Source organism: Kitasatospora sp. NPDC056138, assembly GCF_042264695.1.
Classification (GTDB): Bacteria; Actinomycetota; Actinomycetes; order Streptomycetales; family Streptomycetaceae; genus Kitasatospora.
The window spans coordinates 1-13,675 of the sequence record NZ_JBHJVK010000061.1 but is presented as its reverse complement, the minus strand read 5'-3'; the positions used below and the strand labels follow the sequence as shown (position 1 = coordinate 13,675).

Below are 13,675 nucleotides of genomic sequence, written 5' to 3'. Positions count from 1 at the left end.
ATGGGGTCAGGAGGCGGCGACGGTGTCCGGGCGCCGGGCCTCGACCAGCTCCGCGAGTCGGCGCAGATCGGGCTGGCGGAGAAGCTGCGGGGCGCGCAGCCGCACCCCGAACTCCTGCTCCAGTGCCACCAGCAGGCGGGCGGCGGCCAGGGAGTTGCCGCCCGCGTCGGTGAAGTTGTCGAGCGGGCCGAGCCCGGGCCGGCCGAGCAGGTCGCGGCAGAGCCGCAGTACCGTGCGCTCGGTCGGCGAGGCGCCGTCGTGGTCCGCCGGTCCGTCGGCCGGGCCGGGTGCCTCGGCGGCCAGCAGTGCGGCCCGGTCCACCTTGCCGTTGGCGTCCAGCGGGAAGGTCTCGACCAGTCGGACCAGTGTGGGCACGGCCTGCTCGGGCAGCCACGCGCGGACCTGCGGCAGCAGGTCGGCCCCCGCGGGGGCGTGCCCGGCGGCCGCCTGGACGAAGGCGACCAGCTGCACCCCGCCCGCCGTGCTGCGCCGCGCGGCCACGGCGGCCCGGCGGACCCGCGGATCGCGCTCGAAGGCCGCCTCGACCTCGGCGGGTTCGATCCGCACCCCGCTGACCTTCACCTGGTCGTCCAGCCGCCCCTGGAACTCCAGCACGCCGTCGGGCCGCATCAGCACGCGGTCGCCGGTGCGGTACACCCGGTCGATCCCGTCGAGGCCTCCGGGTGCGTCGTGCTCCGGGGCGGCGACGAACCGGCGGGCGGTGAGCTCCGCGTCGAGGTAGCCGAGCGCCAGGCAGCGCCCGCCGATGCGCAGTTCGCCGGAGACCCCGCGCGGCACCGGGCGCCCGTCCTCGTCGGTGACCACGACGACGGCCCCCGGCAGCGGGCGGCCGATCGGTGGGGCCTCCGCGTCGTCCGGGGCCGCGCCGGGTGCCATGGTGTGCACCGTGGTCGTCACCGTCGCCTCGGCCGGACCGTAGGCGTTGTGCAGGTGGGCGGTGACGTCCGGCGCGGGGTACCTGCGCAGCCGGTCGCCGCCGACCGTGATGTGACGGATCATCAGGTCGGAGCGCCACGGCAGGTCGAGCGCGGGCTCGGCCAGCGGGGTCGGCAGCACGCTCACCGTGATCCGGGCCCGGTGCCACCAGTCGGTGAGCGCGCCCGGGTCCCAGCGCACCTCGTCCGGGGCCACGCTCAGCGCGGCGCCGGAGGTGAGGCCCGCCCAGAGCTCCATCAGGTGCGGGTCGAAGGCGACCCCGATCGTCAGGCTGTGCCGGTCGCCCGGGCCCAGGCCGGTCACCTCGCGGTACCAGTGCAGCAGCGCGCCGAGCGAGTCCTCGCCCACCGCGACCGCCTTCGGGAGGCCGGTCGACCCGGAGGTCAGCACCGAGTAGTACGTACCGGCGGGTGCACCCACGGCACCCGGAGCGGCCGGGGCGAAGGCCGCGACCACGGTGGCGGCGGCGTTCGCGCCCTCGGCCGGCACCGGCAGCAGCAACTGCTCCACGGTGCCCGGCTGTTCGGTGCCCGGCTGTTCGGCGTTCGGACGTCGGGTGCTGTGGTGTTCGGTGCTCCGGTGGGAGGGCGGCAGCAGGGCCGGGTCGCCGATCAGGCAGCCCAGGCGCAGGTTCTGCGCCACGGCCTGGAGCCGCCGCTCGCCGGGGCGCGGGCCGAGCGGCAGGTAGACGGCGCCCAGCCGGGCCACCGCCACCGCGACGGCGACCAGCGCCACCGAGTGGTCCAGGCAGACGCCCACCAGGTCGCCGGGGTGCACCCGGCCGCGCAGGGCGTCGGCCACCGAGTCGGCCAGCCGGTCGAGTTCGGCGTAGCTCCAGCTGCGCTCACCGTCGATCAGCGCGGGAGCGTCGGGGGTGCGGCGCACCCAGTCGAGGTAGCGGTCCAGTACGGCGGCGTCCTCGTGCGGCCGGCCGTACGCAATGCTGAGAGCGGACTGGGGATCGGTCATGTTCTCGTCTCCGAGCGGTGAAGAGCGCTGATGAGCGGTGGGGGCGGTCAGGGCGGGGCCGGTGCGGCCGGTGCGGCCGGAGCGGCCGGAGCGGCGTGCTAGCCCAGGCCCATGGCCCTGGCGACGATCACCTTCTGGACCTCGGAGGTCCCCTCGATGATCGTCATCATCCGGACGTAGCGGTACAGGAACTCCAGCGGATGCCCGCGCACCCAGCCGGTCGCCCCGTGCACCTGCAGCGAGCGGTCCACCACCCGCACGGCCGTCTCGGAGGCGGTCAGCTTGGCGAGCGCCGCGTTCTCCGGCGCCTCGGTACCGGCGTCGACCAGCCGGGCGCAGGCCAGGGTGAGCAGCTTGGACGCCTCCACCTCGGCCCGGCTGCGCACCAGGTGCTCCTGGACGTGCTGGTAGTTCCCGATCCGCTCGCCGAACGCCTCCCGCTCCCGGGCGTACTCCACCCCGAGGCGCAGCGCGTACTCGGCGACACCGTTGGACATGGCGGCGACTACCAGACGCCCGCGCGAGAGGCTGTCCATGGCCATTGCCATCGCGGCCCCGACGCCCTGCGCACCGCCGATCACGGCATCCATCGGCACCCGGACCTGCTCCAGCACCAGCTCGAACAGCGGCTCGCCGGACATGCCCTCGTAGCGCTGGCCGATCCGCAGGCCGGGCTGGTCCATCGGCAGCACGAACGCGGTCGCGCCGCCGGTGGGGCCGTCGCCCAGGTCGGTCGCGGTGACCACCAGGGCGAAGTCGGCGCGGTCGGCGTTGCTCACGAAGGTCTTGCGGCCGCTGATGACCCAGCCGTCGCCGTCCCGCCGCGCCGTGGTGGTCAGCCGGAAGGCGTCGGAACCGGCCTGCGGCTCGGTCAGCGCCAGACAGCGTGCGGCCTCGCCCCGCACCAGCGGCATCAGGTACCGCTCGACCTGCTCGGGCGTGCCCTGGCGCAGCAGCGGGCTGGGCCCGTCGGAGCCGGCCAGTGCGTACGGGGCCAGGGTGCAGCCGCTGCGGCCGGCCGCGTGGTGCAGCAGCACCACGGCCGTGAACGGCATCCCGGAGCCGCCGAGTTCCTCCGGGTGGTCGCCGGCGTAGAAGCCCAGCGCGGCCGAGCGCTTGCGGACGTACGACCGCAGGTCGGCGGGCGGCTGGTCGGCGGTCTCGGGCAGCTCGGCCGCCAGCGGCACCAGCTCGCGGCGGACGAAGCTCTCGAAGGCCTCGACCAGTTCGCGGTGGTCGTCCTCGAGGACGGCGGAGGGGGTGGAGTTCACAGCTGGCCTCCGGTCGGGTCCAGGGGAAGGGGGGAAGCGGTGGCCGGGGCCGGGCGCCGGCCCGGCCGGCCGGCGGGCACGGGGGCGCGGAAGCGGCCGGTACCCGGTCGAGGGGCGGTGCTCACGACCGCCCTCGGGGCAGGTGCCGGAGTCCGGTGGAGGAGGGGCCGGCCGACGGCGTTCACGGGCGGCCGCCGGTCAGGGCGCGGGCCTGGTCGGCCAGCACGGGGTGCTGGAACAGGGTGCGCAGCGGCGGACGGTGGCCGAGGTGCGGCTCCAGCCAGGCGGCGAGCTGGGCGGCCAGCAACGAGTGCCCGCCGATCTCGAAGAAGTGCGAGTCGGGCCCGAACCGGTCGTGGCCCAGCACCTCCCGCCACGCCCCGGCGACCAGCGCCTGTGCGGGGTCGGTGAACGCGGCCGCGGCGTCGGCGTCGGACTCGTCGCCGGGCTCGGGGAGTTCGGCCAGTGCGCGGACCAGCGCGGTGCGGTCGGGCTTGCCGCCGGGCAGGACCGGCATCCGCTCCAGGGCGACCCAGGTGCCGGGGACGAGTGCCCCGGGCAGCCGCTGGGCCAGTGCGGCGTGCAGCGTGACCTGGTCGGGCTGCTCGGTGCCCTCCAGGAAGCCGACCAGCCGGGGGCCGGCGGACGCGTCCCGGTCGAGGACCACCGCGCAGGACCGCCCGCCGAGTTCGGCGGAGGCCGCGGCCTCGATCTCCTCCAGCTCGATCCGGAAACCGCGCAGCTTGACCTGGTTGTCCTGGCGGCCGAGGAACCACAGCCGGCCGTCCAGGTCGCGGTAACCGCGGTCGCCGGTGAGGTAGACCCGCTCACCGCCCAGGGTGGCGGGGGTGACGAACCGGGCGGCGGTGACCTCGTCCCGGCCGAGGTACCCGTCCGCCAGCATCGAGCCGCCGATGGCGAGTTCGCCGATCGCGCCGGCCGGCAGCGGGTGCAGCCCGCTGTCCAGGACGTGCACCCGCACCCCGGGCAGCTCGACGCCGAGCGGGACCTCCGTCTCCGCGGCCTGCTCGGACGTCCCCGCGGCGTGCTCGGACGTCTCCGCGGCCTGCTCGGAGCCGTCGCCGGAACCGGCCAGGTCGGCCTCGGTGACCTCGTGCACGGTGGAGGTGACGGTGGCCTCGGTGACGCCGTACGCGTTCAGCACCGTCGCCGCCGTGTCCTGCGCCAGGCCGCGCAGCGCACGGGCGGGCAGCCGCTCGCCGCCCAGCACGATCAGCCGCGGGGACCAGCGGCCGTCCCGCAGCGCCTCGCGCAACTCCTCCCGCACCGCCAGGAAGTAGCTGGTCGGCAGATTGGCCACGGTGACCGCGCGCGCGGCCAGCACCGCGACCAGCTCGGGAGCGGTCGGCACCTCGCGCTGCGGCAGCACCAGGCAGGCGCCGGCGGCCAGCGACGGCAGCACCTCCTCCAGCGCCACGTCGAAGGACGGCCGGGCGAACAGCAGCACCCGGTCCTCGGCGCTCAGCCCGTACCGCCGGGCCAGCGCACCGACGTAGCCGGCCAGCGCGTCCCGGCCCACCAGCACCGGCTTGGGCACACCGGTCGACCCGGAGGTGTGGATGACGTACGCCGCGCCGTCGAGCACCGCCGCCGGCTCGGCCTTCGGGAACGCGGGGCCGTCCAGCAGGGCGGGCGTGCGGGCCCCGGCGGGCAGTGCGAGCGCGCTCTGCCGGGTGGCCAGTACCAGGGCGGGCTCCAGCCGCTCCAGCAGCAGGCCCAGCCGGGCGGCCGGGTCCTCCGGGGAGAGCGGCGCGTACACCGCGCCGGAGCGCAGGCAGGCCAGCAGGGCGACCACGCTGTCCACGCCCCGGGGCAGCAGCGCGGCCACCGGCTGACCGGCCGTCACCCCGGCCGCGCGCAGCCGTTCGACCAGCTCGCCGACCCGGCGGTCGAGGTCGCCGAAGGTCAGCCGCTCGGCACCGGCGATCAGCGCGAGCCTGCCCGGCTCCTGAGCGGCGGCCGGGTCGAGCAGGGCGGGAGCGGCGGCCGCCGGGGTGGTGTCCGCCGCCGGGGCGGTGCCGGCAGCGGCAGTTCCGGCAGCGGCGGTGTCGGTTGCGGCGGTGTCGGTTGCGGCGGTGTCCGCAGGAGTGGTGTCCGCCGGGGCAGCGGTCGGTGCGGCCAGGGCGGCCAGCGGGGTCTGCGGGGTGTCCAGGTAGGCGCGCAGCAGCTCCAGCAGGCGCTCGGCCAGCAGCCGCGCCACCGGCTCGCCGAACAGGTCGGCGTCGTAGTCCCAGACCAGGGTCATGCCGGCGGCGCCGTGCCGCCGCCCGACCACCCGGCGGTCGTCGGGCAGCAGCACCAGGTCCAGGTCGAACCGGGTGGTGCCGGTGTTGAACCCCTCGTACAGCGAGATCTCCAGGCCCGGCGCCTCGACCTCGGGCAGCGCGGCGTCATGGGCGCTGAACATCACGTCGAACAGTGGGTTGTCCGCACCGCCGGTGTGCAGGCCCAGCGAGCGGGTCAACTCCTGGACCGGGACGTCCTGGTGGGGCAGTGCCCGCAGCAGGGTGTCGGTGACCTCGTCCACCGTCTCGATACCGGGGGCGGCCGGGTCGAGCCGCAGCCGCAGCGGCACGGTGTTGACGAACATTCCGACGGTGCCCTCGAAACCCACCGGACGGTTGCCCACCGCCGTTCCCACCACCAGCTCGTGGTGGCCGCTGTGCCGGCGCAGCAGCTCCGCGAAGAGCGTGAGCAGCGTGCTGAACGGGGTGTGGCCGTCCTTGCGGCTGCGCTCGCGCAGCCGTTCGGCGAGGTCGGCCCCGATCGACTGGCGCAGCTGGCCGCCCCGGTGGCGGCGGACCGCACCCGGGCGCCTGAGACCGGGCAGCGCCAGGTCGAAGGGCGCGTCCCGCAGCTCCTGCTGCCAGTACGCCAGGCTGTGTTCCCTGGCCCGGGCCCGGCTGCCGTCGGTGTCGATCCGCACGTGCTCCTCGTAGGAGCGGGTGGGCGGGAGTTCGGCCTGCTCGCCGAGGGTGTGCGCGCGATAGGCGGTGAACAGGTCGCGCAGCAGGACGGCGAACGAGTGCCCGTCGTGGATCAGGTGGTGCTCGACGTGGATCAGCCGGTGGTGCTGCTCGCCGAGCCTGACCAGGTGCCAGCGCAGCAGCGGCGCCTGCTCGGTGTCGAGTGGCTCCTCGGCCTCGGCTGCCAGCAGCCGCCGGAACGCAGCCTCCGGGTCGTCCTCTCCGGACAGGTCGCTGGTGCGCAGGCGCGGCTCGGCCTGTCCGCGCACGCGCTGGGCCGGGAGCGCGCCGGTCCGGGGGACCAACTCCAGCCGCAGGCCGGGGTGGTGGGAGATCACGGCGGCCAGTCCGACCCGCAGTGCGGCCTCGTCCAGCGAGCCCCAGAGGTCGAGGGCCGCGGTGAAGTTGTAGGCGCGACTGCCGGGCAGCATCTGCTCGTGCAGCCAGACGATCTCCTGCGAGGAGGAGAGAGCGAACATGAACGGTTCCCTTTGCTCGTGGCGGGTGGGTGTATCCGTGGGCCGCGGCCGGCCCGGTCGGGGCGAGCCGCGGTTCGGGCGGACGATCCGGTGCACGGCCCCCGCCCCTGGGGCGGTCCGGCCGGCGATGGATCCCGGTGCGTACGGCGGTGTCCGGTCGGCCGCGTACGGAGGTGGTCGGGGACGCCCCGCTCCCCTGGGGGAGTCAGTCGCCGAGGTGGTGGCGGAGGGCTTCGAGCAGGGCGTCGAAGGCGGCGTCGGCGGCCTCGTCGGTGCAGTGGCTCCGGTCCCAGGCGAGCCGGACCAGAAGGTCGTCGCCGTGCGAGGCGGAGACCGCGAACGGGGCCGTGATCGGGCGGCCGGCCAGGTGGGTCTCCCGGCCGTCGGTACCGCCGAGCACCAGCGGTGGGCGGCGGTGCAGGTCCTCGAAGGTGAGCAGACCGTCCAGCGCCCCGGTCCACTGAGCCCCGGCCGAGCGCGCGGCGTGGACCACTTCGTCGAACGGCATGTCGGCGTGGTCGAGGTCGTCCCACCAGGCGGCGCTCAGCTCGTCCAGGGTGGCGGGGCCGGGCGTCGCCGGGTGCACCAGCGTGTTGAGGAAGCAGCCGAGGACCTGCGGTGCGGCGGCCGGCCGGCCGCCCCACGGGTAGCCGAGCGCGAGCGCCCGCTGCGGCCCGAACAGCCGGTGTGCGGCCGAGGTCACGGCGTCCAGCAGGGCCGGGAACGCGATCCGGCGCCCCGCTCCCCCGGGGCCGGGCAGCAGCCGGTGGCTCAGCATCCCGGTGCCCTGCTCGGCCGTCGGGCCGGTGGGCCGAGCGGCCGTCGGGCGGACCGTCGGATTGGCCCTCGGGTCGGCCGGCCGCTCACTGCCGACGGGGCCGGGACCGGCGGCCGGTCCACCCGGTGCGCCGGTGAGGCCGGAGAGCCTGGCGGCCCAGTGGGCGTGGGCGGCCGGCGAGGCGGCCGCGGCCTCGGCGGCGAGTTGGAGTTCGACCGCCTCGCGGTAGGCCGCGGCGGCCTCCGCAAGCTCCTGCGGACCGAGGTCGCCCAGGGCGTCCGGGGCGTCCTCGCGGTAGGCCAGGGTGAGACCGGCGGTGACGATGCCGAGTGACTGCTCGTCACAGGCCGCGTGGTCGAGGGCGACCGCCAGTAACTCCTCGTCGTGTTCGGCGCCGCGGGCCAGCAGCAGCCGCAGCGCGGGCCCCTCGGCCGGCCAGTCGAGCAGTGCGCGGCGCAGCGCCTCGTCGGTGGTGGCGCCGGGCGGCACCGCTACCTCGCGCACCTCGGCCGACGGCTGGCCGAGCCGTAACACGGGTGTGCCGCGCAGCGTGGTGAACGTCCCGCGCAGCGCCGGGTGGCGGGCCGCGACCCGGAGCGCGGCGCGGTGCAGGCGGGCCGGGTCGACGGTGCCGCGCGGGAAGGCGAAGAACAGCGGTACGACGTCCGGGCGGCCCTGCGGGTCGAGCCGACGCGCGAGCAGGAAGCGGCGCTGGGCGCCGGTGACCGGGAGCACCGCGGACCCGGCCGGCTCCGCGGACGAGGCCGCGACGGAGCGGTAGCGGGTGAGATAGGCGGTGGTCAGGTTGGTGCTGCTGCGGCTCGCGGCGGCGGGGCGGCTCGCGATGGCGGTGCTGCGGTTCGCGGTGGCGGGGACGACGGTGCTGCGGTTCGCGGCGGTGCGGCTGGCGGGCACGGGTGGATCTCCGCTTCGGCTCGTGGCGTGTGGGACGCCCGCGGTGGTGGCCGCAGGGCGCTCGGTTCGACGCGGGAGGCGTCGGTTCAGTGCGGGGAGGCGTCGGTTCAACGGGTGGGAGGAGCGGGAGCCGGTTCCCCGGTCGGCGCCGCGGTGTGCTCGGCGACGCTTTGCTCCGGCTTGACGTGGTCTTGGCCAGCCCCAGCCCCAGCCCCAGCCCCAGCCCCAGTCCCGGTGTCGGTGCCGATGTCGGTGCCGGTGTGATCGGCGGTCGGGAGGTCCCGCATCCGCCGCAGCGGCGACAGCAGCAGCGGCAGCGGTACGGTGAGGAACCCCGCCGCGCACACCCAGAGCGCGGCCCTGGGCCCGGCCGCGGCGGCGATGGCGCCGCCGGTCAGCGCGCCCAGCGGCATGGTGCCCCAGACCAGGAACCGCATGGTGGCGTTCATCCGGCCCAGCAGCGCGGGCGGGCAGATGGTCTGACGGAAGCTCACCTGGGCGACGTTGTAGACCACGGCGCTGAACAGCACCACGGCCGAGCCGGCGCCGAACACCACCGCGCCCGCGCCGCCACCGGACAGCGGCCAGAGCACCGCGAACGGCGAACTGACCGTCAGCGACAGCCAGATCAGCCTGGCCTGGCCGAACCTCCGGGCCAGCGGCCCAGCGCAGAGTGCCCCGGCCAGGCCGCCGATCGCCGAGACGGACAGCAGCAGGCCGATGGCGCCGGGGGAGAGGTCGAGCACCCTGACCCAGAAGACGGTCTGCACGGCGGCCAGCAGGGCGGCGAAGAAGTTCGAGGTCGAGGTGGTGACGGCGATCGTCCGCAGCAGCGGGTGGCGCAGGACGAACGAGACGCCCTCGGCGATGTCCGCCCGGAGCGAGCGGCCCGGCGCCGGTTCGGGCCGGGGCTCGCGGGCGCGGATGCCCAGCAGTAGCAGGGCCGAGGTCAGATAGCCGATCGCGTCGGCCACGATCGCCAGCGGGGCGCCGAGCAGTTGGACCAGCCCGCCGCCGAGTCCGGGGCCGGCCACCTGGGCCGTGGAACGGACGGTCTCCAGCGCGCCGTTGCCCTCGACCAGCTGCCGGTGGGGCAGGAGTTGCGGCAGGAAGGACTGGTGCGCGACGTCGAAGAAGACCGTTGCCACTCCGGTGACCAGTGCCACCACATAGAGCTGGACCATCGTCAGCAGGTGGGCGGCGGCTGCCGCCGGCACCGAGCCGACGGCCAGGCAGCGCACCACGTCGGCGCGGATCAGGACCGGCAGCTTGCGCATCCGGTCCACCCAGGCGCCCGCAGGCAGGCCCACCAACAGGAAGGCCGCGGTCTCGGCCGCGGTGAGCAGCCCGACCTGCAACGGCGTGGCGTCCAGGACCAGCACGGCGGCCAGCGGCAGGGCCACCAGGGTTACCTGGCTGCCGAGTTGGCTCGCAGCGGCCCCGGACAGCAGGAACCGGAAGTCACGGTGGCGCAGGGCCTCGCCTGCCAAGAGGCGCTGAAAGGCGTTCACCTGTGCGACTTTCGACGAAAAGCGCCATTAAGGGCAACTTGCTGGAACGAATCCGGACTTCTCCCCACCCGGCCGCGCGCCGCCCGCCGTGCGGGACGGCGCGCGGGCGCGACGGGGGTGGCGAGGCGACCCGGCCGACGAGAAGCAATGGTCCGGCCGGTTCTGCGGCTGTCCGGATCGTGTCCATACCATGGTCCGCTATCCGGACAACCGGTGACCGCCCATCGGACAACTGCTGTCAGATATGGCCGGATTGAGCGAACTATTGTTGATTGTTCATCTCTTTGTGAAGGTGGTGTGATAACCACTCGGTCCGGTGGATCCGGAAGCCCGTCGCGGGAGCCGTTCGCGGAAGCCCGTCGCAGGAGGCCGTCCCGGGTGGACAACGCCGAGGGCTGGTCAGCGCGTTGGAGCGCAGGAGTAGAGCCGCTGCTGGGTGGCGAAGTCGTCGTCGAGCGAACGGGAGTCCGACGCGGCCGACCGGGCGGCGCCACCGTACTCCGCCGCCGGCACCTCGGCACAGTCGGACTGGACCCACGACCGGATCCGGGCCGCCGCGCTGCCCGCTGCGCCGCCGCCGGGGACGGACCCCGGAGTCAGGCTGTTGCCGAGCAGGACGTAGTGCACCTCGCCGACGTCCACCAGGTGCCGGAACTCCGCCACGGTCGGCGACGGAGCCAGGCCGGTGAACCCGCCCATCGGCAGGACCTCCTCCCCCGTGGCGAGGATGAACGGCGAGGCGCTGCCCCAGCTGGAGGCTGCGAACAGGTAGGGGGAGCCGTTCCGGTGAGCCCTCAGATAGCCGAGCAGGGCCTGCTGCGAAGCGGTAAGCCGGCCGGAGGAGTTGGCGGACATGCTGCTGTCGACCCTGCGCTGCGGGTGCTGGGAGACCGTGGAAGCGGAGCCCGAGGGGCCGACGGTGCCCATGCTCGAACCACCGTACTTCGCGGTCAGTACTGAGGAGGCCCAGGCACCCGGTGCGACCAGCGCCGCCGCGACGGCCGCCGTCAGACCGCCGACCAGGACCGCCCGGCGACCGGCCGACCGGCCACCGGGCCCGGCGCGGCCCACCTCGCCGAGCCGGGCCGCCCCGAGCAGGCCCAGGGCCAGGCCGCCCAGGGCGAGCACCGTCGACGGCAGCCACGGCAGGAAGTCGGGGAACCGGGTGACCAGGAAGACGCTCCAGAGCACCGTGCCGGTGATCGCCGCGGGCAGCGCCCACGCCCGGCCGCCGCCGGAGCGGAACTCCCGCCACATCTGTACGCCGCCCGCGCCGCTCAGCGCCGCCAGCGCGACGGCGACCACGCCCATGTAGTAGCTGTGGCCGCCCACACTGCCCGCGCTGAACACCAGGAAGAAGAGCCCCAGCCAGGTGCCCCACAGGACGGTGCCGGACCTGAGGACGTCGGTGCGCGGTTCGCGTCGCCGCCAGGCCACACCACAGACCAGCGCGAGCGCGGCCCACGGGTACAACCAGCCGGTCTGCGGCGCGAACTTGCAGCCGAACATCTTGGTCCACCCGCCGTCGCGCGAGCCACTGCCCGTTCCGGCCGCCGAAGCCGTACCGGGGGCCGAAGGCGCACCGGGGGCGGCCGATGCGGCGGGCGAGGTGCCGGAAGCCGTCGTGCGAGCCGCCGTGGGGGCTGACGCGGGAGCCGTGGCGGGAGCCGTGCCGACGGTCCCGCTCGGGCTCGCCCCGCCTCGGACGGCCTGGACGCTCCCGGTGTCCGCCGCGCTCAGTCCCACGGAGGAGAAGCGGTTCAGGAAGTTGTAGCCGACCACCATGCTGATCGCCGAGTTGTCGGTGCTGCCGTCGACGTACGGGCGCTCCGGGGCCGGGACGGCGGTGACGACCGCCATCCACGAGACCGAGACCGCCAGGGCGACCAGCCCGGCCAGCACGAGGTGTCCCAGCCGCCGCCACATCGAGGTCGGCGCCGCGAGCAGGTACACGGCGGCCAGCGCGGGCAACACCGTCCACGCCTCCAGCATCTTGGCCTGGAAGGCCAGTCCGACCCACACCCCGGCCGACAGCAGCGAACGCAGCCGGGCCGAGAGCGCGGCCCGCTGCGCCGCGTCCGCCGCCAGCACGAGCAGCAGGGTGAAGGCGGGATCCTCGACCGAGGTGCGGAACAGCCCGGCGGTGACCGGAGTGAGGGTGAAAGCGGCGGCCGCGAGCAGAGCCGCGTCGGCCCCGGCCCAGCGGCGGACCGCCCGGTACAGCACCAGGACCGTCAGCACCCCCTCCACCGCCTGGGGCAGCGTCAGCACCCAGGGGTGGAAACCGAGGAGCCGCACGGCCAGCGCCTGCGGCCAGAGAAAGCCGGGCAGCTTGTCGAGCGTGATGGTGTTCGCCGGGTCGAACGAGCCGAAGAAGAACGCCTTCCAGCTCTGGCTCATGCTGCGCACGGCGTCGGCGTAGAAGCCGTGGTACTGGCTGTGGTTGATGCGCCAGGTGAACAGGGCGGCGGCGACGCCCGCGATCCCCAGCAGCACCGGGCGGGCGTACCCGGGCTGTCCCTCCGGGGACTTCCACGGGGCTCTGCGGGCGGGAGGCGCGAGGGAGGAGGGTGTCCGGGGTGTGGTGAGCGTGTGTGTGACCATGAGCCGCACCATCGGCTGCCGTGGTCCGGAACACCGGTCTCAGCACGCCGGTTTGGGCGATTTTATACCTTGCGCACGCCGATCGGCCTACGGAAGCACGGTCGTTCGCACGCTCAGGAGGCGTCGAGCTGCTTCAGGTAGCGGCACGGGGTGGCTCCGACCGTGCGGCGGAACGCGGTCACCGCCGGCGTACTCGTGCGGCGCACCGAGCAGGTCGGACAGGCGGTCGCAGTCAACCCCGCGCAGGGCTGCCAGGAGCGCGGCCAGCTCCCTCGGGTGCCCTCCCTCACCCTTGGGGCACGGCTCCCCGCCCACCCACGACAGAGCGACCGCCGTCCGACCGGCCACCTCCGTCACGTCCGAGAGCGGGACCGGGACCGGGAACGGCAGCCCCAGTCCGGCCAGCCTGCGCAGCAGTTCGGTACGGCGGGGCAGCGCGGCGGCGGCTGCCGGGTTCCTGGCAACCCTGACCACCGCCCTTCCGGGCAGCAGGACGACCTCGTGGGAGCCCCCGCGGGTGAGCGTCGCGCCGTCCGTGTTCTCCCCCGGGAGCACGGCTGCGGCGACGGCGAGCAGTTCCTCGAACACCTGATCGTTCATCAGGGACAGCCTATCGAGGGATCTGGCCTGACCCGCGGGGACCTGCGGTCTGCGGCAAGGGGCAGCGGGGGCCGCAGCCCCGGTCCGTCAGCGGGAGGGGGTCAGCACTGGCGCAGGCCCGGGGCCGGGTCCACGGAGGTGGAGACGTCCACCGCCGGGACGTTCCCCCAGGGGCCGTCGTCCGTCTGGGTCCAGTACCAGATGTCGTTGCCGCCCGGGTGCGGATCCCCGTGGCCCCAGCAGGCGAACCAGCTGTAGGTGGTGCGCAGGCTCCCGCGCACCGCCGAGCCGTACGAGCGGTCGGCGTAGGCCTTCGCGCCCGCCTTGTTGCCGCACCACAGCTTGCCGTCGCTGTGCACGCTGCAGTCGGCGGTGGTCCGCACTCCGGTCGAGGCCGCGGTCGCGGCCGGGGCGGCAGCGGTGGCGCCGGGCGCCGTGGCGACCCCGAGCCCCGCGGTGAGGGCGGCGGCGGCCAGTGCCACCGCGAACTTCCGTCCCACAGCCATGTCTTCCATACCCTTCTTCATGGGTTGTTCGGATCATTCGTAAGATCGGGACGCCCAGGGGTGCTGGGCGTGGCTGTCATGTGTTAGCCGATGTTGTG

8 protein-coding genes are annotated in these 13,675 nt (G+C 74.9%); all 8 read right to left on the bottom strand.

The window, feature by feature from the left end:
* Positions 1-6: 6 nt before the first annotated feature.
* Positions 7-1,926 carry an AMP-binding protein gene (locus ACFC1R_RS29355; RefSeq protein WP_375943673.1) on the bottom strand — a complete coding sequence of 640 codons (1,920 nt, stop codon included), beginning with the start codon at positions 1,924-1,926 and terminating at the stop codon, positions 7-9.
* Between the two features lie 98 nt (positions 1,927-2,024).
* Entirely contained in the window at positions 2,025-3,197 is a 1,173-nt protein-coding gene (locus ACFC1R_RS29350; RefSeq protein ID WP_375943671.1) for an acyl-CoA dehydrogenase family protein, read from the bottom strand.
* A gap of 181 nt (positions 3,198-3,378) precedes the next feature.
* Entirely contained in the window at positions 3,379-6,663 is a 3,285-nt protein-coding gene (locus tag ACFC1R_RS29345; RefSeq protein ID WP_375943669.1) for an amino acid adenylation domain-containing protein, read from the bottom strand.
* A 205-nt stretch (positions 6,664-6,868) separates the two neighbouring features.
* Positions 6,869-8,356 (bottom strand): non-ribosomal peptide synthetase, encoded by a 1,488-nt coding sequence (locus ACFC1R_RS29340; RefSeq protein ID WP_375943667.1) that lies wholly within the window; start codon positions 8,354-8,356, stop codon positions 6,869-6,871.
* 107 nt (positions 8,357-8,463) lie between these two features.
* A complete protein-coding gene (locus ACFC1R_RS29335) occupies positions 8,464-9,867 on the bottom strand; it encodes an MFS transporter (RefSeq protein WP_375943665.1) in 1,404 nt (467 codons plus the stop codon).
* A gap of 399 nt (positions 9,868-10,266) precedes the next feature.
* Positions 10,267-12,471, bottom strand: a complete 2,205-nt coding sequence (locus tag ACFC1R_RS29330; protein WP_375943663.1) for an ArnT family glycosyltransferase — start codon at positions 12,469-12,471, stop codon at positions 10,267-10,269.
* An 87-nt stretch (positions 12,472-12,558) separates the two neighbouring features.
* Positions 12,559-13,071 carry a phosphotransferase gene (locus ACFC1R_RS29325; protein ID WP_375943661.1) on the bottom strand — a complete coding sequence of 171 codons (513 nt, stop codon included), beginning with the start codon at positions 13,069-13,071 and terminating at the stop codon, positions 12,559-12,561.
* 101 nt (positions 13,072-13,172) lie between these two features.
* Complete coding sequence (locus ACFC1R_RS29320; RefSeq protein ID WP_375943659.1) at positions 13,173-13,586, bottom strand: hypothetical protein; 414 nt, start codon at positions 13,584-13,586, stop codon at positions 13,173-13,175.
* Positions 13,587-13,675: the final 89 nt, after the last annotated feature.

Coding starts and splice junctions, on each gene's coding strand:
- ACFC1R_RS29320 (WP_375943659.1), bottom strand. CDS start 13,586: ATGGAAGACATGGCTGTGGGACGGAAGTTCGCGGTGGCACTGGCCGCC.
- ACFC1R_RS29345 (WP_375943669.1), bottom strand. CDS start 6,663: ATGTTCGCTCTCTCCTCCTCGCAGGAGATCGTCTGGCTGCACGAGCAG.
- ACFC1R_RS29355 (WP_375943673.1), bottom strand. CDS start 1,926: ATGACCGATCCCCAGTCCGCTCTCAGCATTGCGTACGGCCGGCCGCAC.
- ACFC1R_RS29330 (WP_375943663.1), bottom strand. CDS start 12,471: ATGGTCACACACACGCTCACCACACCCCGGACACCCTCCTCCCTCGCG.
- ACFC1R_RS29325 (WP_375943661.1), bottom strand. CDS start 13,071: ATGAACGATCAGGTGTTCGAGGAACTGCTCGCCGTCGCCGCAGCCGTG.